General features: G+C 60.3%; 25 protein-coding genes and 1 pseudogene. 12 read left to right on the top strand and 14 right to left on the bottom strand.

Features of this window, described 5'->3' with window-relative positions; all coding sequences use genetic code 11:
• The first annotated feature begins 36 nt into the window (after positions 1 to 36).
• The 9 genes from hutI to ACA067_RS01670 all read left to right on the top strand — a co-directional run bounded on the left by hutI (position 37) and on the right by ACA067_RS01670 (position 11,371).
• Positions 37 to 1,260, top strand: a complete 1,224-nt coding sequence (gene hutI, locus ACA067_RS01630; protein ID WP_497460333.1) for an imidazolonepropionase — start codon at positions 37 to 39, stop codon at positions 1,258 to 1,260.
• Positions 1,253 to 2,056 (top strand): N-formylglutamate deformylase, encoded by an 804-nt coding sequence (gene hutG, locus ACA067_RS01635; RefSeq protein ID WP_497460334.1) that lies wholly within the window; start codon positions 1,253 to 1,255, stop codon positions 2,054 to 2,056. The genes hutI and hutG overlap by 8 nt, the downstream gene beginning before the upstream one ends.
• Before the next feature lie 256 nt (positions 2,057 to 2,312).
• Positions 2,313 to 3,284 (top strand): prolyl aminopeptidase, encoded by a 972-nt coding sequence (pip, locus tag ACA067_RS01640; RefSeq protein ID WP_497460335.1) that lies wholly within the window; start codon positions 2,313 to 2,315, stop codon positions 3,282 to 3,284.
• Positions 3,281 to 3,718: a D-aminoacyl-tRNA deacylase gene (dtd, locus tag ACA067_RS01645; protein ID WP_497460336.1), complete on the top strand. Its 438-nt coding sequence runs from the start codon at positions 3,281 to 3,283 to the stop codon at positions 3,716 to 3,718. The genes pip and dtd overlap by 4 nt, the downstream gene beginning before the upstream one ends.
• Positions 3,719 to 4,038: 320 nt before the next feature.
• Positions 4,039 to 5,859: a glucan biosynthesis protein gene (locus ACA067_RS01650; RefSeq protein ID WP_497460337.1), complete on the top strand. Its 1,821-nt coding sequence runs from the start codon at positions 4,039 to 4,041 to the stop codon at positions 5,857 to 5,859.
• On the top strand, positions 5,852 to 8,422 hold the full coding sequence (gene mdoH / locus ACA067_RS01655; RefSeq protein ID WP_497460338.1) for a glucans biosynthesis glucosyltransferase MdoH: 2,571 nt from the start codon (positions 5,852 to 5,854) through the stop codon (positions 8,420 to 8,422). The genes ACA067_RS01650 and mdoH overlap by 8 nt, the downstream gene beginning before the upstream one ends.
• A 300-nt stretch (positions 8,423 to 8,722) precedes the next feature.
• Positions 8,723 to 9,520, top strand: a complete 798-nt coding sequence (locus tag ACA067_RS01660) for a transporter substrate-binding domain-containing protein (protein ID WP_497460339.1) — start codon at positions 8,723 to 8,725, stop codon at positions 9,518 to 9,520.
• A 164-nt stretch (positions 9,521 to 9,684) separates the two neighbouring features.
• Entirely contained in the window at positions 9,685 to 10,644 is a 960-nt protein-coding gene (locus tag ACA067_RS01665; protein ID WP_497460340.1) for an amino acid ABC transporter permease, read from the top strand.
• Positions 10,637 to 11,371 carry an amino acid ABC transporter ATP-binding protein gene (locus ACA067_RS01670; RefSeq protein WP_497460341.1) on the top strand — a complete coding sequence of 245 codons (735 nt, stop codon included), beginning with the start codon at positions 10,637 to 10,639 and terminating at the stop codon, positions 11,369 to 11,371. The genes ACA067_RS01665 and ACA067_RS01670 overlap by 8 nt, the downstream gene beginning before the upstream one ends.
• A 138-nt stretch (positions 11,372 to 11,509) precedes the next feature.
• On the opposite strand, the gene ACA067_RS01675 is transcribed toward ACA067_RS01670, so the two are convergent.
• From ACA067_RS01675 to ubiE, 11 genes and pseudogenes are all read right to left on the bottom strand, one after another.
• A complete protein-coding gene (locus ACA067_RS01675) occupies positions 11,510 to 12,382 on the bottom strand; it encodes a methyl-accepting chemotaxis protein (protein WP_497462712.1) in 873 nt (290 codons plus the stop codon).
• Positions 12,368 to 13,447: pseudogene (locus ACA067_RS01680) on the bottom strand (methyl-accepting chemotaxis protein); the annotation flags it as partial. The pseudogene ACA067_RS01680 and the gene ACA067_RS01675, both read right to left, overlap by 15 nt.
• 198 nt (positions 13,448 to 13,645) lie before the next feature.
• Positions 13,646 to 14,353, bottom strand: a complete 708-nt coding sequence (locus tag ACA067_RS01685) for a 16S rRNA (uracil(1498)-N(3))-methyltransferase (protein WP_497460342.1) — start codon at positions 14,351 to 14,353, stop codon at positions 13,646 to 13,648.
• Positions 14,350 to 15,156 (bottom strand): twin-arginine translocase subunit TatC, encoded by an 807-nt coding sequence (gene tatC / locus ACA067_RS01690; RefSeq protein WP_497460343.1) that lies wholly within the window; start codon positions 15,154 to 15,156, stop codon positions 14,350 to 14,352. The genes ACA067_RS01685 and tatC overlap by 4 nt, the downstream gene beginning before the upstream one ends.
• Positions 15,153 to 15,605 carry a Sec-independent protein translocase protein TatB gene (gene tatB, locus ACA067_RS01695; RefSeq protein WP_497460344.1) on the bottom strand — a complete coding sequence of 151 codons (453 nt, stop codon included), beginning with the start codon at positions 15,603 to 15,605 and terminating at the stop codon, positions 15,153 to 15,155. The genes tatC and tatB overlap by 4 nt, the downstream gene beginning before the upstream one ends.
• 10 nt (positions 15,606 to 15,615) lie before the next feature.
• Positions 15,616 to 15,894 (bottom strand): twin-arginine translocase TatA/TatE family subunit, encoded by a 279-nt coding sequence (locus ACA067_RS01700; RefSeq protein ID WP_154853120.1) that lies wholly within the window; start codon positions 15,892 to 15,894, stop codon positions 15,616 to 15,618.
• Positions 15,895 to 15,919: 25 nt separating this feature from the next.
• Positions 15,920 to 16,252 carry a phosphoribosyl-ATP diphosphatase gene (locus ACA067_RS01705; RefSeq protein WP_007899279.1) on the bottom strand — a complete coding sequence of 111 codons (333 nt, stop codon included), beginning with the start codon at positions 16,250 to 16,252 and terminating at the stop codon, positions 15,920 to 15,922.
• Complete coding sequence (gene hisI, locus ACA067_RS01710) at positions 16,245 to 16,646, bottom strand: phosphoribosyl-AMP cyclohydrolase (protein ID WP_054054645.1); 402 nt, start codon at positions 16,644 to 16,646, stop codon at positions 16,245 to 16,247. Before hisI ends, ACA067_RS01705 begins: the two co-directional genes overlap by 8 nt.
• 81 nt (positions 16,647 to 16,727) lie before the next feature.
• Positions 16,728 to 18,332: a ubiquinone biosynthesis regulatory protein kinase UbiB gene (ubiB, locus tag ACA067_RS01715; protein ID WP_497460345.1), complete on the bottom strand. Its 1,605-nt coding sequence runs from the start codon at positions 18,330 to 18,332 to the stop codon at positions 16,728 to 16,730.
• Positions 18,329 to 18,952 carry a ubiquinone biosynthesis accessory factor UbiJ gene (locus tag ACA067_RS01720; RefSeq protein ID WP_497460346.1) on the bottom strand — a complete coding sequence of 208 codons (624 nt, stop codon included), beginning with the start codon at positions 18,950 to 18,952 and terminating at the stop codon, positions 18,329 to 18,331. The genes ubiB and ACA067_RS01720 overlap by 4 nt, the downstream gene beginning before the upstream one ends.
• Complete coding sequence (gene ubiE / locus ACA067_RS01725) at positions 18,952 to 19,722, bottom strand: bifunctional demethylmenaquinone methyltransferase/2-methoxy-6-polyprenyl-1,4-benzoquinol methylase UbiE (RefSeq protein ID WP_007948968.1); 771 nt, start codon at positions 19,720 to 19,722, stop codon at positions 18,952 to 18,954. The genes ACA067_RS01720 and ubiE overlap by 1 nt, the downstream gene beginning before the upstream one ends.
• Positions 19,723 to 19,877: 155 nt before the next feature.
• On the opposite strand from ubiE, the gene ACA067_RS01730 reads away from it, so the two are divergent.
• The 3 genes from ACA067_RS01730 (at position 19,878) to ACA067_RS01740 (ending at position 21,637) form a co-directional block, all read left to right on the top strand.
• Positions 19,878 to 20,153, top strand: coding sequence for a polyhydroxyalkanoic acid system family protein (locus ACA067_RS01730; RefSeq protein ID WP_497460347.1), 276 nt, complete (start codon positions 19,878 to 19,880; stop codon positions 20,151 to 20,153).
• A gap of 247 nt (positions 20,154 to 20,400) precedes the next feature.
• Positions 20,401 to 20,823 (top strand): phasin family protein, encoded by a 423-nt coding sequence (locus tag ACA067_RS01735; protein ID WP_128872206.1) that lies wholly within the window; start codon positions 20,401 to 20,403, stop codon positions 20,821 to 20,823.
• Positions 20,824 to 20,833: 10 nt separating this feature from the next.
• Positions 20,834 to 21,637 carry a phasin family protein gene (locus ACA067_RS01740; protein ID WP_497460348.1) on the top strand — a complete coding sequence of 268 codons (804 nt, stop codon included), beginning with the start codon at positions 20,834 to 20,836 and terminating at the stop codon, positions 21,635 to 21,637.
• A 244-nt stretch (positions 21,638 to 21,881) separates the two neighbouring features.
• Here the strand turns inward: ACA067_RS01740 and ACA067_RS01745 are convergent, their stop codons facing one another.
• The 3 genes from ACA067_RS01745 to phaZ all read right to left on the bottom strand — a co-directional run bounded on the left by ACA067_RS01745 (position 21,882) and on the right by phaZ (position 25,210).
• Positions 21,882 to 22,499 carry a TetR/AcrR family transcriptional regulator gene (locus tag ACA067_RS01745; RefSeq protein WP_497460349.1) on the bottom strand — a complete coding sequence of 206 codons (618 nt, stop codon included), beginning with the start codon at positions 22,497 to 22,499 and terminating at the stop codon, positions 21,882 to 21,884.
• 59 nt (positions 22,500 to 22,558) lie between these two features.
• On the bottom strand, positions 22,559 to 24,241 hold the full coding sequence (gene phaC, locus ACA067_RS01750; RefSeq protein ID WP_497460350.1) for a class II poly(R)-hydroxyalkanoic acid synthase: 1,683 nt from the start codon (positions 24,239 to 24,241) through the stop codon (positions 22,559 to 22,561).
• A gap of 114 nt (positions 24,242 to 24,355) precedes the next feature.
• Positions 24,356 to 25,210, bottom strand: a complete 855-nt coding sequence (gene phaZ, locus ACA067_RS01755; RefSeq protein WP_497460351.1) for a poly(3-hydroxyalkanoate) depolymerase — start codon at positions 25,208 to 25,210, stop codon at positions 24,356 to 24,358.
• Between the last annotated feature and the right edge of the window lie 96 nt (positions 25,211 to 25,306).

Consider the following 25,306-nt stretch of genomic DNA (forward strand, 5'->3'; position numbering starts at 1 on the left):
CTCGCGATTCGATTTTGAATTTGATGGAGATTCGGGATGAAAACTCTCTGGCAACACTGCCACGTCGCAACCATGGCGCAAGGCGTCTACTCGATCATCGAGGATGCGGCCATCGTGACGTCCGGTGCGCACATTGAGTGGATCGGCCCACGCGCTGAACTGCCGTCCGGTGAATACCCGGCTGTCAACGATTTGAACGGGGCCTGGGTGACGCCGGGCCTGATCGACTGCCACACCCACACGGTGTTTGGCGGAAATCGCAGTGGTGAATTCGAACAGCGGCTGCAAGGCGTCAGCTACTCGGAAATTGCGGCGGCCGGCGGCGGCATCGCCAGCACCGTGCGTGCCACTCGCGCGGCGACCGAGGACGAACTGTTCGCCAGTGCCGCCAAACGTCTGAAAAGTCTGATCCGCGACGGCGTGACCACCGTCGAGATGAAATCCGGCTACGGTCTGGATCTGGCCAGCGAGCGCAAGATTCTGCGGGTGATCCGACGCCTCGGCGCCGAACTGCCGGTCAGCGTGCGTAGTACCTGCCTGGCCGCCCACGCCTTGCCACCGGAATACGCGGATCGCGCCGACGACTACATCGATCACATCTGCGCTGAAATGCTTCCGGCCCTGGCCGCCGAAGGGCTGGTGGATGCGGTGGATGCGTTCTGCGAGTACCTGGCGTTCTCGCCGGCGCAGGTCGAGCGCGTGTTCATCACCGCACAGGCACTGGGCCTGCCGGTGAAGCTGCATGCCGAGCAACTGTCGTCCCTGCACGGTTCGAGCCTGGCAGCGCGTTACCATGCACTGTCAGCCGATCACCTGGAATTCATGACCGAAGACGACGCCATCGCCATGGCAGAGTCCGGCACCGTCGCGGTGTTGCTGCCAGGGGCGTTCTACTTCTTGCGGGAAACCCAATTGCCGCCGATGGACGCCCTGCGCAAACACGGCGTGAAAATCGCCATCGCCAGCGACCTCAACCCCGGCACTTCGCCGGCGCTGTCGTTGCGCTTGATGCTGAACATGGCGTGCACCTGTTTCCGCATGACCTCGGAAGAAGCCCTGGCGGGCGCAACGATCCATGCCGCCACCGCGTTGGGCATGGCTCAAACACACGGTTCGCTGGAAGCCGGCAAGGTCGCGGACTTCGTCGCCTGGCAAATCGATCGTCCCGCCGACCTGGCGTACTGGCTGGGCGGCGACCTGGAAAAACGCGTCGTACGTCACGGCGTCGAAACACGCATTCAGGAGAACAGTCGTGGATAAGGTTCTGAATTTCAAACAAGGTCGCGTGCCGCTGCTTATCAGCATGCCCCACGCCGGTCTGCGCCTGACCCCGGCGGTCGAAGCCGGGTTGATCCCCGACGCGAAATGCCTGCCGGACACCGACTGGCACATCCCAAGGCTTTACGAATTTGCTGCAGAACTGGGTGCCAGCACATTGGCCGCCGAGTACTCGCGGTTTGTCATCGACTTGAATCGACCCTCCGACGACAAGCCTTTGTATGTCGGCGCGACCACCGGTCTGTATCCGGCGACGCTGTTCGATGGCATTCCATTGTTCCGGGAAGGCATGGAGCCGTCAGCGGCCGAACGTGCGACGTATCTGGAACAAGTCTGGACGCCGTACCACAGCACCTTGCAGAACGAGTTGGCGCGATTGAAAGCCGAATTCGGCTACGCGCTGCTGTTCGATGCGCACTCGATCCGCTCGATCATCCCGCATCTGTTCGACGGTAAACTGCCGGACTTCAACCTTGGCACCTTCAACGGCGCCAGTTGCGATCCGCAGTTGGCCACTCAGCTCGAAGCGATCTGCGCGCGTCATGCCGATTACAGCCATGTACTGAACGGTCGCTTCAAGGGCGGCCACATCACCCGGCACTACGGCAATCCGGCCGAGAACATTCATGCGGTGCAACTGGAGCTGGGCCAGTGCACCTACATGGAAGAGTTCGAGCCGTTCCGCTATCGCCCGGACTTGGCAGGGCCGACGCAGGTAGTGCTCAAGGAATTGTTGCAAGGGTTGTTGGCGTGGGGCGAAAAGCGTTACAGCGCATAATCCGCGGCTGGCCCGAATCCTGTAGGCGCTGCCGAAGGCTGCGATCTCTTGATTGTGCTTTTCAAGATCAAAAGATCGCAGCCTTCGGCAGCTCCTACAAGGGCCGCGCCTTGCATGGAGACGGGTGACATACCTCCATGGGAACAACCTCCCATTGCCGGGGCATGCTCATTAACGTAATTCGGGTTTATGATGCCGGACGGCAGAATAATAGAAGTCCCCCCAGGGATGACCTCGACCCCTTACGGAGCGCGCAATGCAGACTTTGTACCCGCAGATCAAACCCCACGCCCGGCACGATCTGGCTGTCGATGCAACTCACACGCTGTATGTCGACGAAAGCGGTTCACCGGAAGGTTTGCCGGTAGTGTTCATCCACGGCGGCCCAGGCGCCGGGTGTGATGCCCAGAGCCGCCGGTATTTCGATCCGAACCTGTATCGCATTGTGACCTTCGACCAGCGCGGTTGCGGTCGCTCCACCCCCCACGCCAACCTGGAAAACAACACCACCTGGGATCTGGTCGCCGACCTCGAGCGCATCCGCAAGCACTTGGGAATCGACAAATGGGTATTGTTCGGTGGCTCCTGGGGTTCCACCCTGGCGCTGGCCTATGCGCAAACCCACCCGGAGCGCGTACACGGCCTGATTCTGCGCGGGATTTTTCTCTGCCGTCCGCAGGAAATCGAGTGGTTCTACCAGGCGGGTGCCAGCCGACTGTTTCCCGACTATTGGCAAGACTACATCGCGCCGATCCCGCAGGATGAGCGCGACGATTTGCTCTCGGCTTTCCACAAGCGCCTGGTCGGCAACGACCAGATCGCCCAGATGCACGCGGCCAAGGCCTGGTCCATGTGGGAAGGACGGACGGCGACCCTGCGTCCGAACCCGCTGGTGGTCGACCGTTTTTCCGAGCCACAGCGCGCATTGTCCATCGCCCGTATCGAATGTCATTACTTCACCAACAATGCGTTCCTTGAGCCGAATCAGCTGATCCGCGACATGGGCAAGATCGCCCATTTGCCAGGGGTCATCGTCCACGGTCGCTACGACGTGATCTGCCCGCTGGATAATGCCTGGGAACTGCATCAGAACTGGCCGAACAGTGAATTGCAGGTGATCCGTGACGCTGGCCATGCCGCTTCCGAGCCTGGCATTACCGATGCGCTGGTACGTGCCGCCGATCTGATGGCCCGACGCCTGCTCGATCTGGCGCCTGAAGAAGCATGAAGGCTCTGCTGCAGCGCGTGCGAGGCGCGCGAGTCGAGGTAGCGGGGGAGGTGGTTGGCGCAGTGGACCAGGGTTTGCTGGTACTGGTGGCCGTCGAGCCAGAGGATACTCGAACCAGTGCCGACAAACTTCTGCATAAGCTGCTTAACTATCGAGTATTCAGCGATGCCGAGGGCAAGATGAATCTGTCCCTGGCGGATGTCGACGGCGGGCTGCTGCTGGTCTCTCAGTTCACCCTGGCCGCCGATACCCGAAGCGGGTTGCGCCCGGGCTTTTCGACCGCTGCCCCCCCGGCCTTGGGAGAGGAGCTTTTCGACTATCTTTTAGACAAGGCAAAACAGGTGCATGGCACTGTGGCATCAGGTAGATTCGGCGCGGATATGCAGGTGCACCTGGTCAACGATGGCCCGGTCACCTTTCTGTTACAGACCTGAAAGCGCTTGAAACATGTTTTTGAGCTCTTTTCGACTGAAAGCAGGGGGTTTTCGCGAGAAATACTGGGTTGCCCCTGATGTGTTGTAACGCGGCATACTAGATAATCGCGCGTTACGGGGATCAGCGTTCGTTGGCCCATTTTGACTTAGGTAGAGACTTGTCCGGGACCTGTTGGGGAATCATTTAGCCCCAGAGGAGTCGGAACAATGCTCGCCAACTTGGCAAGAGTGGTTCGCAGGGTCGGTTTTTTACACCGCACACCGTGCTGGCGCTTTAACTGGCCGTTGGTTTTTTGATCTGTTTTCGGCGAGGGTTGCTCGTGATTGTTAGTCCCTGTAATGCTCCAAAATTGTCTGCCAAACGGTTACGAAGTGCTCTGGTAGCGGGCTCTGCACTGCTCTGCCTGCTCAGCGCCGGCCAGCTTTGGGCATTCAATCTGGATGATGTATCGGTCAAGGCGAAAGAGCTGGCCGGGCAGAAATACGAAGCCCCGCGCAGTAACCTGCCGAACGAATTCCGCGAAATGAAATTCGCGGACTATCAGAAAATTCGATTCCGCACCGAGAAAGCCGAGTGGGCCGAACAGAAAACTCCGTTCAAGCTGTCGTTCTATCACCAGGGCATGCACTTCGATACTCCGGTGAAAATCAACGAAATCACGGCTAACACCGTCGAAAAGATCAAATACGATCCTGAGCGGTTTGATTTTGGCGACGTCAAGTTCGACCCTAAAGCCACCGAACAACTGGGTTATGCCGGTTTCCGTGTGCTGTACCCGATCAACAAGGCCGACAAGCAAGACGAGATCATGACGATGCTCGGTGCGAGCTACTTCCGCGTGGTCGGCAAGGGGCACACCTATGGCTTGTCCGCCCGCGGCATGGCCATCGATACCGCGTTGCCGTCCGGCGAAGAGTTCCCGCGTTTCACTGAGTTCTGGATTCAGCAGCCAAGACCGGGTGACAAGCACCTGGTGATCTTCGCCCTGCTGGATTCGCCACGTGCCACCGGTGCGTACCGCCTGACCCTGCGTCCGGGCAGCGATACCGTGGTCGACGTCAAGGCCAAAATGTTCCTGCGTGACAAGGTCACCAAGCTTGGCGTTGCGCCTTTGACCAGCATGTTCCTGTTCGGCGCCAACCAGCCGTCGAAAGTGCTGAACTACCGTCGCGAGCTGCATGATTCCAGCGGCCTGTCGATCCATGCCGGCAACGGCGAGTGGATCTGGCGCCCACTGAACAACCCGAAACACCTGGCTGTCAGCAACTTCTCCATCGAGAACCCGCGTGGTTTCGGCCTGCTGCAACGTGGCCGTGACTTCAGCCACTATGAAGACCTCGACGACCGCTACGACAAGCGCCCGAGTGCCTGGATCGAACCGAAAGGCGATTGGGGCAAGGGCTCTGTAGACCTGGTCGAAATTCCTACCGCCGACGAAACCAACGACAACATCGTGGCTTTCTGGAGTCCGGAAAAACTGCCTGAACCTGGCCAGCCGCTCGACGTCGCCTACCGCATGCACTGGACCATCGACGAAGCCGCGCTGCATGCGCCGGACAGCGCCTGGGTACAGCAGACCCTGCGTTCCACCGGTGACGTGAAACAGTCCAACCTGATTCGTCAGCCGGATGGCAGCGTTGCCTACCTGGTGGACTTCGAAGGCCCGTCCCTTATGGCATTGCCGGCAGATACCGAGGTTCGCAGTCAGGTCAGCGTTGGCGAGAATGCCGAGCTGGTCGAGAACAGCGTGCGCTACAACCCTGAAACCAAGGGCTGGCGCCTGACCCTGCGCATGAAGATCAAGGACCCGAGCAAGGCGACGGAAATGCGTGCCGCACTGGTCAAGAACATCGTGACTGCCGACCTGGCCAAGGCCGTACCCGCCTCCAACTCTTCCGTTGCCAAGGCCGACAAGATCGCCGCCAGGCAGCAGGAGAAGCTGGACAAGGAAGCCAAGGACGCCAAGCAAGCTGAAGCCAAACAGGCCGAAGCCAAGCCTGTCGCAGATTCCAAGGATCAGGACAACAAAGACGCCAAGCAGCCTGCCGCTGCCGACGCGGCCCCAGCCACACCGGAATCGGCGCCGACTGAAGAAGTCCTGACCGAGACCTGGAGCTACCAGTTGCCTGCCGATGAGTAATTCTCAAGTACAGCCAGAGACGCTTGCCGAGTATCTGGCGCATCTACCGATGACCGATGAGCAGCGCGCGGAACTCGCGGGCTGTCAGTCCTTCAGCGAATTGCACGAACGCCTGTCGTCTTCGACGTTCGACGCACCGACCGAGGCTGCCCAAGCCTCGGTGGGTCGTCGCCTGACCCTGAACACCGCTGAAGAACTGGCGGACGCCGAAATGCTGATGCTCGACGCCAGCGGTCGGGTCTGCCTGCGGGCGACCCCGCCGATTCGTCGGACCAAAGTCGTGCCGGAGCCGTGGCGCACCAACATTCTGGTGCGTGGCTGGCGTCGCCTGACCGGCCGCACCAACCCGCCGAAGCCGCCGAAAGACGAAAACGTGCTGCCGGCGGCTCGCTGGCGCACCGTAGGTTCGATCCGGCGCTACATTCTGTTGGTACTGATGCTCGGTCAGACCATCGTCGCCGGCTGGTACATGAAAGGCATCATGCCGTACCAGGGCTGGTCGTTCGTCGACCTGGATGAAGTCCTGCACCAGCCGTTCCTGCAAACCGTCACGCAAGTGCTGCCGTATGCGCTGCAAACCAGCATCCTGATACTGTTCGGGATTCTGTTCTGCTGGGTGTCGGCCGGTTTCTGGACCGCATTGATGGGCTTCCTCGAGTTGCTCACCGGCCATGACAAATACCGGATTTCCGGTAAGAGCGCCGGTAACGAACCGATCCCCAAGGACGCGCGCACCGCACTGGTCATGCCGATCTGCAACGAAGACGTGCCGCGGGTATTCGCCGGTTTGCGAGCGACGTTCGAGTCGGTCGCAGCCACGGGTAACCTTGATCGCTTCGACTTCTTCGTGCTCAGCGACAGTAACGAAGCCGACATCTGCGTGGCCGAGCAGCAGGCCTGGCTGGATGTCTGTCGCGAAGCCAAGGGCTTTGGCAAGATCTTCTATCGCCGCCGTCGTCGTCGCGTAAAACGCAAGAGCGGCAACCTCGACGACTTCTGCCGTCGCTGGGGTGGTGACTACAAGTACATGGTCGTGCTCGACGCTGACTCGGTGATGAGCGGCGAATGCCTGACCAGTCTGGTGCGCTTGATGGAAGCCACGCCGGACGCCGGGATCATCCAGACCGCGCCGCGCGCGTCGGGCATGGATACGCTGTATGCGCGCATGCAGCAGTTCGCGACCCGTGTATACGGTCCATTGTTTACCGCCGGTCTGCACTTCTGGCAGCTGGGCGAATCCCATTACTGGGGTCACAACGCGATCATCCGCATGAAGCCGTTCATCGAGCACTGCGCCCTGGCGCCGTTGCCCGGTAAAGGTGCGTTCGCCGGTGCGATTCTGTCTCACGACTTCGTCGAAGCCGCGCTGATGCGCCGTGCCGGCTGGGGCGTGTGGATTGCCTATGACTTGCCGGGCAGCTACGAAGAGCTGCCGCCGAACCTGCTGGACGAACTCAAGCGTGACCGTCGCTGGTGCCACGGCAACCTGATGAACTTCCGCCTGTTCCTGGTCAAGGGTATGCACCCGGTGCACCGGGCGGTATTCCTGACCGGCGTGATGTCGTACCTGTCGGCGCCGTTGTGGTTCTTCTTCCTTGTATTGTCGACGGCGCTGCTGGCGGTCAACACGCTGATGGAGCCCCAATATTTCCTCGAACCTCGCCAGCTCTATCCGCTGTGGCCTCAATGGCACCCGGACAAGGCGATTGCGCTGTTTTCGACGACCATCGTGCTGCTGTTCCTGCCGAAGTTGCTGAGCATCATCCTGATCTGGGCCAAGGGCGCGAAAGAGTTCGGTGGCAAGTTCAAGGTGACGTTGTCGATGCTGCTGGAGATGTTGTTCTCCATGCTGCTGGCGCCGGTGCGGATGATTTTCCACACCCGTTTCGTACTCGCCGCGTTCCTCGGTTGGGCCGCGACCTGGAACTCGCCGCAACGTGACGATGACTCGACACCCTGGAGCGAGGCAGTAAAACGCCACGGTCCGCAAACCTTGCTGGGCTTCTTCTGGGCGCTGTTGGTGATCTGGCTGAACCCAAGCTTCCTCTGGTGGCTGGTGCCGATCGTCGGTTCGTTGATGCTGTCGATCCCGGTGTCGGTGATCTCCAGTCGTGTCGGTCTGGGCCTCAAGTCCCGTGACGAAAGCCTGTTCCTGATCCCTGAGGAATACAATCCGCCACAGGCGTTGCTGGCAACCGATCAGTACACCCACGAAAACCGTTGGCATGCGCTGAACGACGGCTTTGTCCGGGCCGTGGTCGATCCACAGCAGAATGCCTTGGCGTGCTCGCTGGCGACTTCGCGTCACCGTCAGGCCGAGCCGATCGAATGGCTGCGGATCGAACGGGTTCGCCATGCAATGAAAGTCGGCCCAGCCGGGCTAACCAACAAAGAGCGTGTGGAGTTGCTGAGTGACCCGGTGGCCTTGGGTCGCTTGCATGAGCAGATCTGGGACGAAAGTCACCCGCAATGGCTGCAAGCCTGGCGTCAATCGGTGAAGGCCGATCCCCACGCGCCGTTGCTGCCGCTCAAGCCGCTGAGCGCGCAGCCTCAGTTGGCGTGATGAAAAACCCCGCGAAAGCGGGGTTTTTTTTGCTGATGATCGTTCCCACGCTCTGCGTGGGAATGCCTCAACGGACGCTCTGCGTCCGCTCTTGGGACGCGGAGCGTGCCGGGCTGCATTCCCACGCGGAGCGTGGGAACGATCAAAATCCTGTGTAAAACCCTTGTGCAAACGGCCGAGTGCGTTAGCATCCGTCCCCGAATTGGTGCGCCCTGACAACTTCTGTCCGTATCTGCCGGTTTCTCACGGGAAACCCGCGGTTTGCGCGCCTCACAACGCAATGGTTTTGAGGACTTTATGATGAAGAAGTATCTCTCGATGCTGCTGGTAGGCGTCACGGCACTGGTTGCATTCAGCGCGGCGCAGGCCGGTGCCATCGACGACGCGGTCAAGCGCGGCACATTGAAAGTCGGCATGGACCCGACCTACATGCCGTTCGAAATGACCAACAAACGCGGCGAGATCATCGGTTTCGAAGTCGATATCCTCAAAGCCATGACCAAAGCCATGGGCGTCAAGCTGGAACTGGTGTCCACCGGCTACGACGGCATCATCCCGGCGTTGCTCACCGACAAGTTCGACATGATCGGCAGCGGCATGACCCTGACCCAGGAGCGCAACCTGCGCCTGAACTTCAGCGAACCCTTCATCGTGGTCGGCCAGACCCTGCTGATCCGCAAGGAGCTGGAAGGCACCATCAAGTCGTACAAAGACCTGAACACCGCCGACTACCGCATCACCTCCAAGCTTGGCACCACCGGCGAGATGGTCGCCCGCAAGCTGATCTCGAAAGCTCAATACCACGGCTACGATAACGAGCAGGAAGCCGTGCTCGACGTGGTCAACGGCAAGGCCGACGCCTTCATCTACGACGCGCCCTACAACGTTGTCGCGGTCAACAAGGTCGGCAACGGCAAGCTGGTGTTCCTCGACAAGCCATTCACCTACGAGCCGCTGGCCTTTGGGTTGAAGAAGGGTGACTACGACAGCATCAACTTCATCAACAACTTCCTGCACCAGATCCACGAAGACGGCACCTACGATCGCATCCATGACAAGTGGTTTAAAGACACCGCTTGGCTCAAGGACATGGAGTGAGGGCTCCCGCCGCGGTGTTTCAGTAACACTGCGTCGCTGCAATCGCGAGCAAGCTCGCTCCCACATTCGACCGCGTACGAGCTAACACCTCGGTCAATTGTGGGAGCGAGCTTGCTCGCGATGGGGCCCTATCTGGCGACACAAATTTCGGAATCTGCTTACAGATGAAACATAAAAAAGCCCAATGGCCCTGGCACGTATTGACCGTGCTGGTGCTCATCGGCCTGGCTGGCGCCTTGTACTACGCCACCTCGCTGATGTCCTACGAATGGCGCTGGAACCGCGTACCGCAATACTTCGCCTACCACGCCGAAGAATCCCAGCGCGCCGCCGACATCTCCACCGTCAGTGAACTGGTGCGCAAGGGCGACAAGGCTGAAGTCACCCTGCGCAACGATGCTGGCGACGAGCAACGCCTGATCGTCGACGACAACAGCCTGCAAGTCGCCCGGGGCGATGATGTAGCTGAAGGCGACGTGGTTGGTGTGACTCGACATTGGGCCGCAGGACCGCTGCTCTGGGGTCTTTGGACCACCTTGTGGTTGTCCGTGGTGTCCGGCGTGCTCGGCCTCCTGATCGGCCTCGCCACCGGCCTGTGCCGTCTGTCGAACAACCCGACCCTGCGCGACCTCTCGACCATTTACGTCGAACTGGTGCGAGGCACGCCGCTGCTGGTGCAGATCTTCATTTTCTACTTCTTCATCGGTACCGTGATGAACCTGTCCCGGGAATTCGCCGGGATCGCTGCACTGTCGCTGTTTACCGGCGCCTACGTGGCGGAGATCATCCGTTCCGGTGTGCAGTCGATCGCCCGTGGCCAGAACGAAGCGGCGCGCTCCCTGGGTCTGAGCGCTGGCCAGTCGATGCGTCATGTCGTGCTACCGCAAGCCTTCAAGCGGGTATTGCCACCGCTGGCCGGACAATTCATCAGTCTGGTCAAGGACACCTCGCTGGTGTCGGTGATCGCGATTACCGAGCTGCTGAAAAGCGGTCGCGAAGTCATCACCACCTCGTTCTCGCCGTTCGAAATCCTGTTCTGCGTGGCCGGGCTGTACCTGTTGATCAACCTGCCGCTGTCGAAAATCGCCAGCCGGCTTGAGCGGAGGCTCGCGCAAAGTGATTGAAGTCCGCGATCTGGTAAAAGTCTTCGACACCCGCGGCCAAGTGGTTCGCGCGGTGGATAACGTCTCGACGCAAGTGGCGAAAGGCGAAGTGCTGGTGGTGATCGGCCCGTCCGGTTCCGGCAAGTCGACCTTCCTGCGCTGCCTCAATGGCCTGGAAGAATTCGACTCGGGCTCGGTCAGCATCGACGGCCTGCAACTGGCCGACCCGAAAACCGACGTCAACGCCTACCGCCGCGAAGTCGGCATGGTGTTCCAGCACTTCAACCTGTTCCCGCACATGACCGTGCTGGAAAACCTCTGCCTGGCGCAGAAGGTCGTACGCAAGCGCGGCAAGAAAGAGCGTGAGGCCAAGGCGCTGGCGTTGCTGGAGAAGGTCGGCATTGCGCAAAAGGCCAACGAATTTCCATCGCGTCTTTCCGGCGGTCAGCAGCAGCGGGTGGCGATTGCTCGTGCGTTGGCGATGGATCCGAAGGTCATGCTGTTCGATGAACCGACTTCGGCGCTCGACCCGGAAATGGTCGGTGAGGTGTTGGACGTGATGAAAACCCTGGCTCTGGAAGGCATGACCATGGTCTGCGTGACCCACGAAATGGGCTTCGCGCGGGAAGTGGCGGATCGGGTGTTGTTCTTCGATCACGGGAAACTGCTGGAAGATGCCTCGCCGGCGGAATTCTTCGATGCGCCGAAGGATCCGCGGGCACAGGCCTTCTTGCGCCAGGTTCTCTAAGATTCAGCGCCCTCCCGGCCGCTATCGCGAGCAAGCTCGCTCCCACAGGATCTGTTGACGACATAAATCCCTGTGGGAGCGAGCTTGCTCGCGATGGCGTCACCTCGGTCCTGTGCGAACCGAGATTACTGCATCACCTCAAACCTTGAACCTGCCCACCAGCATCTGAAGATGCGTCCCCAGCCGCGCCAGCTCCACGCTGGAGGCCGCGGTCTCTTCACTGGCGGCCGAAGTCTGTTCGGACACATCGCGCACGTTCAGCACGCTACGATTGATCTCTTCAGCCACTGCGCTTTGCTGCTCGGCCGCAGCGGCAATTTGCTGGTTCATCGACTGGATCGCCGACACGGTGCGGGTGATGTTGGTCAGCGAGCCACCGGCGCGTCGGGTCAGTTCCACGCTGCTGTCGGTCAGGCTGCGGCTGTTATCCATGATGTTCGCCACTTGCTGGGTCCCGGCTTGCAGGCCGACGATCAGCTCTTCGATTTCTTCAGTGGATTTTTGTGTGCGCTGGGCAAGGCTGCGGACTTCGTCAGCGACGACTGCAAAACCGCGTCCGGCTTCACCCGCGCGGGCGGCTTCAATCGCCGCGTTGAGGGCCAGCAGGTTGGTCTGCTGGGCGACGGACTTGATCACGTCGAGCACGCTGCCGATCTTGTCGCTTTCGCGCTTGAGATGACCCATGGCTTCGGTTGAGTGACCTACTTCGATGGCCAGGCGCTCGATCTGGGCGATGGCTTCGCCGACCACTTTGTCACCTTCGCGGGCTTGCTGGTCGGCGGCGACGGCGGCTTCCGACGCTTCTTCAGCGTTGCGCGCGACCTCCTGAACCGTGGCGGTCATTTCGTTCATGGCGGTCGCAACCTGGTCGGTTTCGACCTTCTGGCTGTTGACCCCGGCGCTGGTCTGCTCAGTGACGGCCGACAACTCTTCGGCGGCGCTGGCGATTTGCGTGACGCCATCGCTGATGCCGCCGATCAACTCGCGCAGACCCAGCGTCATGCTCTGCATGGCGCGCTGCAATTGACCGAGTTCGTCCTGGCGCTGGGAAATGAGATTGTGCGTCAGGTCACCCGCGGCGATATGCTCGGCCACTTTGAGTGTCTGGTTGAGGGGAATCACGATCTGACGGGTGATGACCCAAGCCGCGAGCAAGCCAAAAGCCAAGGCCAGCAGGGCTGCCAGCATCAGCATGTTTTTGGCGTGCGCGGCATCGGTGTCGCGCACCACAGTCTGCGACGCTGTCAGCTTTTTGCTCAGGTCGATCAGGATGTCGCCTTGTACAGCCATATGTTTCAGGGCGGTGGCGTTCGCCACCTGCGAGTCACGGAACTGGCTGACGGCAGCGCGATACCCTTTCAGCGACTCGCTGGCTTGTTGCAGGTTGGCGAGGTGCTGTGCCGGCACCTTGGACGGCAGGTTCTCCAGGCTTTGCAGGGCCGTTTCGATAGCGTCCAATGCCGGTTGTTCAGCGTCGGCCTTGCCGCTATAGGTGTAGCCGCGAACCTGATAACGCGCTTGTTGGAGCAGCTTGCTCAGCTCAATCACGTTGCTGTAGTCGGCAACGCTTTCGCCTTGCAGCAGGGATTTTTCCACAGCGGCGACCTGGGCCATGGCGTTGTCGGCGGTCGCCCCGAGTTTGCTGCGGGCGTCTTCGCGAGTAACGGTGGCCTGGGTCATGTCGACGAAGGCACGCCTGTACTCAGCGACGGCAGCCAGTTGCTGGTCGACCATGGCTGCGTCGGCGGGTTGTTCGATCATCCTGCGGGCGGTCTTCAAGCCGGTATCGAGCTGGCCAAGCAGATCATTGACCGCGCCCGGGCCCTGTTCGCCGCGACGCATGTCGTAGTCGAGGCGGGCAATGCGCAGGTCTTTGGTCAGCTCATTGAGGCTGGAAATGTACCCGAGTTTGTCGCCACGGTTTGTCACCTCGCTCAGGCCGGTCCAGCCGGTGAAGGTGATCAACAATGTCAGCAGGAGCACCAGACCGAAGCCGACACCCAGTTTGCGATTGACGCTGACGTTTCCCAGTTTCTCGGCTAGCCATCGGTACATGCTGCAACTCCCTCGAACCATATATTGGTTTTATCAGGGGTATATCGGCTGGCGGGCGGGAATCTGTAGGCGTACAGGTTGGCCGGGATGATGAATTTTCCTGTGGGAGCGAGCTTGCTCGCGATGGCGGACTGCCAGTTAACGCATGTGTTGACTGATCCACCGCCATCGCGAGCAAGCTCGCTCCCACAGGTTTTGTGTCTAGAGTGGAGTGCAGTATTAGAACAGGCGAGCGAGCAGCGCGGTGACGGCGGTTTCGACCCGCAGGATGCGCTCTCCGAGCTGCACCGGTTGCAGGCCGGCCTTGCCCAGCAGGTCGATTTCGTAAGGGATCCAGCCACCTTCGGGGCCGATGGCCAGGGTCACCGGCTCGTCCAGACCCCGGGGGCAGGGCGGGTAGTTGCCGGGATGACCGACCAGGCCGAGGGTGCCTTCGGTCATCGCTGGCAGACGGTCTTCGACAAATGGCTTGAAGCGCTTTTCGATGACAATCTCCGGCAATACGCTGTCCCGTGCCTGCTCGAGGCCGAGGATCAACTGCTCGCGAATGGCTTCGGGCTCCAGAAAGGGTGTTTGCCAGAAGCTCTTCTCGACGCGGTAGCTGTTCACCAGCACGATGCGTGGCACACCCATGGCCGCCACTGTCTGGAACACCCTGCGCAGCATTTTCGGGCGTGGCAGGGCCAGTATCAGGGTCAATGGCAGCTTGGCTGGCGGGGGTAGGTCGAGAGTAACGCGCAACTCCGCTTCATCGGCGTCCAGGCGCAGCAATTCGGCCGAGCCCATCAACCCGCCGATACGCCCGACCCGCAGGCTGTCGCCCACGACCGAACGATGGACTTCCTGCATGTGAGTTAACCGGCGATCACGCAGGATCGCGCGGTCCGCCGCAATGAAGTCGGCCTCTTCGAGTAGCAGCAGGTTCACGGCTGGGTCGCTGGCGGCTGGTCGTTGTGATCGTCAACCGGTTGATTGTCCGGCTGATCGTCTGGATGGTCGCCGCGCTTGCTGATCAGGCTGCCGAAGATGATGCCGATCTCAAATAACAGCCACATCGGAACGGCCAATAGTGTCTGCGAGAAGATGTCTGGCGGTGTGAGGATCATGCCGACCACGAAGCAGCCAATAATCACGTACGGACGGATCTTCTTCAGGTAGGCGACGTTGACCACGCCGATCCACACCAGCAGCACTACGGCTACCGGGATTTCGAACGCCACGCCAAAGGCGAAGAACAGCGTCATGACAAAATCGAGGTAGCTGCTGATGTCGGTCATCATTTCCACGCCGGCCGGGGTGGCGGCGGCGAAGAATTTGAAGATCAGCGGGAACACCAGGTAATAGGCGAACGCCATGCCGGTGTAGAACAACATTATGCTCGATACCAGCAACGGCACCGCGATGCGCTTCTCATGCTTGTACAGCCCCGGCGCGATGAAGCCCCAGATCTGATGCAGGATCACCGGGATCGCCAGGAACAGCGACACCATCATGGTCAGCTTCAGCGGCGTCAGGAACGGCGAGGACACGTCAGTGGCGATCATCGTCGCGCCGACCGGCAGGTACTGGCGCAGCGGCGTGGAGACGAAGGTGTAGATCTGCTGGGTGAAGGCGAACAACCCGGCGAAGATGATGAAAATCGCCGCTACACAGCGCAGCAGGCGGGTACGCAACTCGGTGAGGTGCGAAACCAGCGGCATGTGCTGGTCGTTTTCAGGAAGATCGCTCATGGGGCTCGCGGCGGCAATGTGGGGTCATGAGGGGCCGGCGCAACAGGCGCAGCCGCAGGTGTAACGGGTTCAATCGCAGGTGCTGCAACCACGGGTGCAGGTTCGGCAGCCGCTACAACAGGTGCAGGTTCAGTAGCAGCTGGAGCATGAATCGGCTGCTCCGCCACCGGTTCAACCGGCTGAACCGGCGTCGGCTCCTGCTGCGTCGGCGTGAAAATCTTCCGCGCCTCCTGCTCAAGCGACAGAATGTGCTCGTTGTGCAGTTGTCGACGAATCTCGTCGGCACCGATTTCTCGTTCAACTTCCTGTTTGATCGCGTTGAAGCTGCGCTTCAGGCGCCCGACCCACAGGCCGGCGGTGCGCGCAGCACCCGGCAGACGCTCGGGGCCCAGCACCAACAGGGCCACGAGGCCGACGAGCAGCAGTTCAGAGAAGCTGATACCAAACATTAGTCAGTGCTCACACGTCTTTGCGGATCGGCTCTTCGACTTTTTGCGCCTGCACGTCGATGGTATGCGGCGGGTTCACGGACTGTGTGGTCTGTGGTTGAGCAGGTGGAACCGGTTGTTGCGGGGTCACCGTCGGGTCAGCCGGCTTGTCTTCATCGTTCATGGCTTTGCGAAAGCCCTTGATCGACTCGCCCACGTCAGTGCCGAGGTTTTTCAGTTTCTTGGTGCCGAACACCAGCACAACGACAACCAGGATGACGACCCAGTGTTTCCAGTCAAAAATGCCCATGGTGCTGCTCCTCTCAAATAGTTGTTCAGGCGGACGGGCGCGAGGCTTTCTCGGCGTGTCCGGACAGACCGAAGCGACGGTCCAGTTCATCGAGTACAGCCTGTGGATGTTGCCCCAGTTGGGCGAGCATGACCATGCTGTGGAACCACAAATCGGCGGTCTCGTAGATCACATCGCTGCAGTCACCGCTGATGGCGGCATCCTTGGCGGCAATGATGGTTTCGACCGACTCTTCGCCGACTTTTTCCAGAATCTTGTTCAAGCCCTTGTGGTACAGGCTGGCGACATACGAGCTGTCGGCGGCGGCGCCTTTGCGCTCTTCCAGTACCTGGGCCAGACGGGTCAACGTATCACTCATGGGTGTGTCCTGCGCTGTAGATGGCGTGCGGGTCTTTCAGGACCGGGTCGACGGTTTTCCAGTCGCCGTTCTCGAAGACACGATAGAAACAGCTCTGGCGTCCGGTATGGCAAGCGATGTCGCCGATCTGCTCGACCATCAGGATGATCACGTCGGCATCACAGTCCAGACGCATTTCATGCAGTGTTTGCACGTGCCCGGATTCTTCGCCCTTGCGCCACAACTTGCCACGGGAGCGTGACCAGTAAATGGCGCGGTTCTCGGCAGCGCTCAGTTCCAGCGCTTCCCGGTTCATCCAGGCCATCATCAGGACGCGTCCGGTCTTGTGATCCTGGGCAATTGCCGGCACCAGGCCATCGGCGTCCCACTTGATCTCGTCCAGCCAGTTTTTCATCATCGACTCCGACAGCGGGCCCGACACTTCATTAGTCGGGCACAGGCGTTGAAACAGTGTGCCAGCGTGCGGGGGCGCTGGCTATCGGCGAACGACCAGATACAAGCCGACGGCCACCATGATGCCGGCCGGCCAATGGCCCATTTCGTTCAATGGCCCACCCGCGGCGAGTATCGCGCCGCCGGCCAAATGCGCACAACCGAGCAGGCGCAAGAGCCAGTCGTCCTTGCGTCGATGCCACGGCGGTGGAGGATCATTGGCGTGGGGCTGGGACATGCGCTCGAGCAGATCGCGGGCCATGTTCGCCAGGTGCGGCAACTGTTCGAACTGGCTCTGCACATTGCCGAGCAAGGCTTTGGGGCTGACCCGCTCGCGCATCCAGCGTTCGAGGAACGGCTGGGCGGTGTTCCACAGATCAAGGTCAGGGTATAGCTGACGGCCCAGGCCTTCGATGTTCAGCAGGGTTTTCTGCAGCAGCACGAGCTGCGGCTGCACTTCCATGTTGAAGCGTCGAGCGGTCTCGAACAGGCGCATCAGCACCTGGCCGAAGGAAATATCTTTTAACGGTTTTTCGAAGATCGGCTCGCACACAGTGCGGATCGCCGCTTCGAATTCGTTGAGTTTGGTTTCCGCCGGCACCCAGCCCGAATCGATGTGCAATTGCGCCACGCGACGATAATCGCGCTTGAAGAACGCGAACAGGTTGCGCGCCAGATAGTCCTGATCTTCCGGGGTCAGGCTGCCGACGATGCCGCAGTCGATCGCAATGTATTGCGGGCTCCACGGATTGACCGTGCTGACGAAGATGTTGCCCGGGTGCATGTCGGCGTGGAAGAAGCTGTCACGGAACACCTGGGTGAAGAAAATCTCCACGCCGCGCTCGGCGAGCATTTTCATGTCGGTGCGCTGGTCGGCCAGGGTGGCGAGGTCAGTGACCTGGATCCCGTAGATGCGCTCCATCACCAGCACTTTCGGCCGGCACCAGTCCCAATAGACTTGCGGCACGTACAGCAGCGGCGAGCCGTCGAAGTTGCGCTTCAACTGGCTGGCGTTGGCCGCTTCGCGTAACAGGTCGAGTTCGTCGTAGATGGTTTTTTCGTAATCCAGAACCACGTCCACCGGGTGCAGCAGGCGCGCGTCGGCCGAGAGCTTTTCGGCGGCGCGGGCGAGGATGAACAGCCACGCCAGGTCCTGGGCAATGATCGGTTTCAGGCCCGGGCGGATCACTTTGACGACCACTTCTTCGCCGGTTTTCAGTTGCGCGGCATGCACCTGCGCCACCGAGGCCGAGGCCAGCGGTTCGACGTCGAAGCGGCTGAACACTTCACTGATCTTTTTGCCGAGCTGCTCTTCGATCAGATTGACCGACACTTGCGAGTCGAACGGCGGCACCCGGTCCTGCAGCTTCATCAGCTCATCGGCGATGTCTTCCGGCAGCAGGTCGCGGCGAGTGGAGAGAATCTGCCCGAACTTGATGAAAATCGGTCCCAGGTCCTGCAGCGCCAGACGCAATCGCGCGCCGCGGCTCAAGTCCAGGGTCTTGCGCGGGAACCAGCGCCACGGCAAGGCATAGCGCAGCGCCAGCAGAAACCAGGGCAGCGGCAGGGCGAACAGCAGGTCATCGAGGCGGTAGCGGATCACAACGCGCTGGATGCGCAACAAACGGCGGACGGCAAGCAGCTTCATGCGTTATCGCTTGGGTCGAGGGATCGGGAAAGGCGCTCGAAGCGCGCCTCGAGACGTTCCAGATCGAGTTTGATCTGGTCCAGTTCACTGAAGCGGGCTTCGGCTTCGCGCTGACCGACGAGGGTGCGCGATTCTTCGGCCAGGTATTCGCCCAGGTTCTGATTCAGGCTGGCGAACCCTTGCTGATACCAGCGTGCGCGGCTGCGCAGATGACCACCGACCAATTGCGTAGCGACCGGGCCCAGCACGCGTGCGAGTTCGTACTCCCAGTCCAGTTCCAGGTCCTGGAGGATTACCGCCAGTTCCAGCAGTACGCCGCTGTCGCCGTGGAGCTCGACTTCAGGACCATGCAGGACCGACGACTTGTCCTTGCTCATCGCCAGTTTCAACAGGCTCGAGGCCGGTGCACGCAAGGTGCAGTCGGCGCCGGTTTCCCACCGGGAAGCCAGCATCAGGCCTTCATCGCTGGGCAGGATGAACAGTTGCAGCGTCGGACTGCGGCAATCGACAGCGATCACCTTGCCACTCAAATGCGCCAGCCGCGGCAGCGCCGTGCTATCGAGCCGCAGCACCCGGTTCAGACCGAGTTCAACGCTGGCGAGCAGACCGGCCAGCAACATCAGGGTTTGATGCCACGGTGCAGGGCGACGATGCCTGCGGTCATGTTGTGGTAGGTCACGCGGTCGAAACCGGCCTCGACCATCATCGACTTCAGGGTTTCCTGATTCGGGTGCATGCGGATCGATTCGGCCAGGTAGCGATAGCTTTCCGAGTCGTTGGTGATCAGCTTGCCCATCAGCGGCATGAAGGCGAACGAGTAGGCGTCGTAGGCTTTGGACATCAGCGCGTTAGTAGGTTTGGAGAATTCCAGCACCAGCAGACGGCCGCCCGGTTTCAGCACGCGCAGCATCGAGCGCAGGGCGTCTTCCTTATGGGTGACGTTGCGCAGGCCGAAGGCAATGGTCACGCAGTCGAAATGGTTATCCGGGAACGGCAGCTTTTCGGCGTCGGCCTGGACGAATTCGACGTTGCCGGCCACACCCAGATCCAGCAGGCGGTCACGACCGACCTTGAGCATGGATTCGTTGATGTCGGCCAGCACGACCTGGCCGGTCGGGCCCACGAGGTGCGAAAATTTCTTGGTCAGGTCGCCGGTACCGCCGGCGATGTCCAGCACTCGGTTGCCGGTGCGAACGCCCGACAGTTCGATCGCAAAACGCTTCCACAAGCGGTGCATGCCGCCCGACAGGAGGTCGTTCATCAAGTCGTACTTGGCGGCTACCGAGTGGAAAACCTCAGCGACTTTTTCCGCTTTCTGGCTTTCCGGGACGTTTTTGAAGCCGAAGTGAGTGGTGGGTTCGGCATCGCTGCCTTTGCGCTGATCAGTCATATCGCTGTCACCAAAAGAGAATGCGGGACATTCTAATCCCGGTGGCCTGCTTTGTCTTGGCAAGGCTGAAGGTAAGATGGGCAACCGCCGGGACGTTTTGCCGCAGCAGCGGTCAAGATGCTTCAGGAAAGTATCCATAAAGCAGGAGTCATTCGATGGCCCGTATTAGTGTTGAGCGTGCCCACGGCCTGGGCAAGGAAGCGGCCCGCGAGAAGGCCGACAAGTTGGCGCAGAGGCTGTCCGAGCAATATGGCCTGGAGCCGCAGTGGTCCGGCGATACGCTGAACCTCAAACGTTCAGGTGTGAACGGGGTGGTGTATGTGGGCGAGAATTCGATCAAGGTCGATGTCGAGTTGGGCCTGCTGATGTCGGCCATGAGCGGCACGATCAAATCGGAAATCGAGAAGGCGCTCGATAAAGCGTTGGCTTGACCGGCAATAGATTTGCGAGTGCATTCCCTGTGGGAGCGAGCTTGCTCGCGATTGCGGTGTGTCAGACAACATGTATGTCGACTGACACTCCCTCATCGCGAGCAAGCTCGCTCCCACATTTGTTTGTGGAGTACCCAAGATTTGTGTCGGTTGTTAGGGTGCCGTTTCTAATTATTCTCACTACTTTGTGCCTGAGCCCGACGCTTTCGCGGGCAGTTCCTCAAACCTTCTGCGCGTGAGGTGCACCATGGCCAAAGTTATTTTGAAGAAAAAAATCGACGCTTCGACAACCGCTCTGAGCGACGTCAAATCCTATGCTCGCAAGATCTGGCTGGCAGGCCTGGGGGCTTACGCCAGGGTCGGCCAAGAGGGTAGCGAGTACTTTCAAGAGTTGATCGTAGCCGGTCAAGCTGTTGAAAAGAAAGGCAAAGAAGCCGTTGCCGAGAAGCTTGAAGCGGCTAATGCCGAGATCGATGAAGCCAAGACTGAAGTCAGCTCTTTCAAAGGCAAGGTCGAAGTTCAGCTCGACAAAGTAGAGAAGGCTTTTGACTCGCGTGTCGCAAGTACCTTGAATCGTATCGGCATTCCGTCTAAACATGACGTGGAGACACTCTCTGCCAAGCTCGATGAGCTGACGGCATTGCTCGAACGCGTCGCGCATAAATCTTAAGGAGAACGGGATGGCTGGTAAAAAGAACACCGATAAAGAAGGCAGCTCGTGGATCGGGAAAGTCGAAGACTACTCCCGCAAAATCTGGCTGGCTGGTTTGGGCGTGTACTCGAAGATCGACACTGACGGCAGCAAGCTCTTCGATGCATTGGTTAAAGATGGCGAGAAAGCCGAGAAGCTCACCAAGAGCGCTGTCGATAAGAAAGTCGATGCCGCCAAGGACTCCGCTTCGTCGGCCAAGTCGCGTATCAGCGGCGTGAAAGATCGTGCAATGGGCAAGTGGGATGAGCTGGAAGGGGCTTTTGACAAGCGTCTGAACAGCGCCATTTCGCGCCTGGGCGTACCAAGCCGCAATGAGGTCAAGGCACTGCACAGCAAGGTCGATACCCTGACCAAGCAAATCGAAAAACTCACGGGTGCCAAGGTTGCGCCTGTTGCGGCTAAAACCGCAGCAGCGAAACCGGCTGCCAAGCCGCTGGCCAAGGCTGCCGCTAAACCGGCCGCCAAGACAGCCGCCGCTAAACCTGCAGCAGCCAAACCGGCGGCCAAACCGGTCGCCGCCAAAGCTGCGGCTAAACCAGCAGCCAAAACCGCAGCAGCCAAACCGGCAACCAAGCCAGCGGCAAAACCTGCCGCCGCGAAGAAGCCGGCAGTGAAAAAACCGGCAGCGCCGAAAGCCGCTGCACCAAAACCGGCAGTGGCTGCCGCCACCCCGGCAACCCCGGTCAGCACATCGAACTCCGCTGCTGCACCGACCTCTGCTGCAACCCCGACTGCCGCGCCAGCTCCATCGACGCCAACCAGTCAGTCCTGATGATCGTTCCCACGCTCTGCGTGGGAATGCCTCACCGGACGCTCCGCGTCCATTGCGGCAGTGACGCGGAGCGTCACCGGCTGCATTCCCACGCGGAGCATGGGAACGATCACGCCCGGCCTGCAAAGGTCGGGCGTTTTGTTTTGACGATTGAGTCGTCAGTCAAAAGATCGCAGCCTTCGGCAGCTCCTACAGGGAATCGCGTACACCTGTAGGAGCTGCCGAAGGCTGCGATCTTTTGATCTTAATGCTCTTCCAGGTACTGCAACGCCATTTGCTCGGTTGCCACCTTGATCGGCGGCAACAGATGCGGCGCCACCAGCATCATGATCTGATACACCACCAGCCTCACCTCACCCCCACGATCAAGAATCCGTTGATAGTCCAGCGAGAACAGCAGTGTCATGGTGATCTGCTCCACCAGCTGTCCCAGTGCCTGGGTGTCGCTGACCAACTGCCCCTGAGCCTTCAACTGCGCCAGCAATGAAGCCAGCGTGCGCTTGAGCGCGTTGAGCAGGTTGCGGATGCCCTTGGCCAGCTTCGGCAGGCGCCCGGCCAGGTTCGACAGGTCCTGGAACAAAAAACGGTAGTGCGCCAGGCGCTCGACGATCAGGTGCAGGAACAGCCAGTAATCTTCGGGGGCCAGTTCGACATCGGCCGGCGGATCGAGCAGTGGCGCAAGCTCGTTCTGGAAGCGCTCGAACAAGCCGAGTATCAGCGGTTCCTTGCCGTGGAAGTGGTAGTAGAGATTACCCGGGCTAATGCCCATTTCATTGGCAACTTCCATGGTGGAGACGTTCGGTTCGCCCTTCTGATTGAACAACTGCAGGGCACATTCGAGGATCCGGTCGCGGGTTTTCATCCAGTCTTCTTATTGATCGAGTCATGCCACGGCCAACGCCGGCCGTGGCTCATTGAGCGTCAGCGCACGCGCACGTAGGTGCCGGGCGCTGCCTCCATCGGTGGATAGTTCTGGTTGCCCAGCGTCATCCGGGTTTCTTTCAGTGCACCGGAACGCTCCTGAATCCAGCCCAGCCACGGAGTCCACCAGCTGCCGTCGACTTGCTTGGCGTCGTAATACCAGGCCCGTGGGTCGCCGCTCAGCTTCGTGCTTTCGACGAAATTGGCTTTCGGGTTGGAGGGCGGGTTGAGAATGCTCTGCACATGCCCGCTGTTGGAGAGTATGAAGCGCCGCTCGCCACCCAGCAGCAGGGTGGAGCGATACACCGCATCCCAGGGGGTGATGTGGTCATTGATGCCGGCCACGCTGAAGCTGTCGACCGTGACTTTCTGCAAGTCGATCGGCGTACCGCACACTTCAAGGCCGCCCGGATGACTCAGCGGATTGTGCTTGAAGAAGTCCAGCAGGTCGCCATGGAGGGCCGCTGGCAGGCGCGTGCTGTCGTTGTTCCAGTAGAGAATGTCGAACGCCGGCGGTTCCTTGCCCAACAGGTAGTTGTTGACGAAGTAACTCCAGATCAAGTCGTTGGGACGCATCCAGGCAAAGACCTTGGCCATGTCTCGACCGTCCAGCACGCCTTTCTGATAGGACCGGCGCTTGGCCGCCTCGAGGGTTTGCTCATCGGCGAACAGGGTCGCGGGCGTGTCCATCTGACTGTCGAGCAGGCTCACCAGGTACGTCGCGCTGGATACCCTGCGCAGTTGTCGCTTGGCCTGCAAATGCCCTTGCAGGGCGGCGATGGTCAGGCCGCCGGCGCAGGCGCCCATCAGGTTGACCTCGCGGGCACCGGTGATCGCCCGGCAAACGTTCATCGCTTCTTCTACGGCTTCAACGTAGGTCGACAGTCCCCATTCGCGATGGCGCACATCAGGATTGCGCCAACTGATCATGAAGGTTTGCAGGCCGTTCTTCAGCGCAAACTGGACAAAGCTGTTGTGGGGGCTCAGGTCGAAAATGTAGTACTTGTTGATCTGCGGCGGCACCACCAGCAAGGGTTTGGAATACTGCTTTTCGCTCATCGGCTTGTACTGGATAAGCTCCAGCAACTCATTGCGAAACACCACAGAGCCGGTGGTGGTGGCGACCGTTTTGCCCACTTCGAAAGCTTGTTTGGTGACCTGCCTGGGCAGGCCGTCGTTGTGCAGGAAGTCGTCGACCAGGTGACTGATACCGCGCACCAGGCTGTTGCCGCCGGAGTTGAAGATCTCCTTGATCGCCAGCGGATTGAGCAGGCTATTGGACGGGGCCAGGGCGTCGTTGAGCAACGCGAACGCGAAGTGGGCGCGGGCGCGATCGTCCGGGCTCATGTTGCTGTCGTCGATCCAGTTTTTGACTTGCTTCTGCCAGCTCAGATAAGCCTGCAAGCTGCGGCGATAAAAAGGGTTGAGACTCCATGCGGGGTCGGCAAAGCGATTGTCCTGCGGATTGGTCGGGTGCAGGGTTTCGCCCAGCAGCACTCGACCCAACTGGCCGCCCAGCTTCAAGGCGTGTCGGGCGGTGTGCACCGGGTTGCGCAAACCATGGGCGGCAACGCTGCGCAGGGTCGAAAAGAGATCCCGACCACGCAGGCCGGTAATCGCACTCTGTGCGTTGATGAACGCGGCGGGAGTCGGTAAAAAATCCCTCGCTGGTTTGTCGCGCATGACTCAACACTCCTTGGTCTTCAGGCCTAAAACAAACACGTCGAACCAGAACACCATAGACGCTGTTACGGGTTGTTGCGCGCAGCGGCGTCCTGCCGACCGACAATGGGCCGGTTAACCGCCCAATGGCGCCGGATGCGGATGCATGACTGCGCGCTGTCTTTCTTCCTCAAGGAATTTCATGATGATCGGTGCCACTGCTTCGGCCCGGGTGATCAGGAACAGATGCCCGTCATCGATGATGTGCAGCTGAGCATTGGGAATCCGCCACGCCAGAACGCGCATGTTGATCAGCGGTATCAGTGGATCGTCGTCGCCGGCCAGCACCAGGGTTGGCTGATGGATCTTGTGCAGCCAGTGAATGCTGGTCCAGCCGAGGCCGGCGAACAACTGCCAGTAGTAACCGAGCTTGCCCGCGGAACGCACCTTGGCGGCGTGGCTGGCGGCGAGGGTTGGATCGCGCCGGAACGCACCGCCGTAAATCATCGGCGCAATACGGATCACATGAGACGGCTGGATGTAGCGCCGTGGGCTGGCCATCAGCCATAGCACTTTTGGCTTGCCCGGCACCATCACCGTGCCAGCCGCCGTGGCCGCCAGAACGAGTTTCTTGCACCGCTCGGGATAGTCGAAAGCGAACTGCTGGGCGAGGGCGCCACCCCAGGACACGCCGATCACGTTGACCTTTCCATAGTCGAGATAGTCGAGCATCCGCGCCGTGAGTTTCGCAAGGCCCGGAAAACGATACGGTCGGTTTGGCGTCGACGAGCCGCCGACACCCGGTACATCGAAGGCGATGACTTCCAGGTCCGGGTCCAGCGCCGCGATGAACGGAAACACCAGCTCCAGGTTGGCGCCGATGCCGTTGAAAATCAGCAAGGGCGTCAAGTGAGGCTTGCCGGGGCGTACCGCCGTGCGGAGGGTCTGGCCATCCAGGTCGACGGTACGAAAGATGAACTGTTGCGGCATGCTTCAGGCCCTGTAGAAGGATCGTTGTCCCTGGCTCTGTAGGAGCCGGCTTGCTGGCGATTGCATCACCGCGGTGAAGCTGGGAAACCGCGGTGC

The organism is Pseudomonas sp. LBUM1674 (assembly GCF_059695635.1).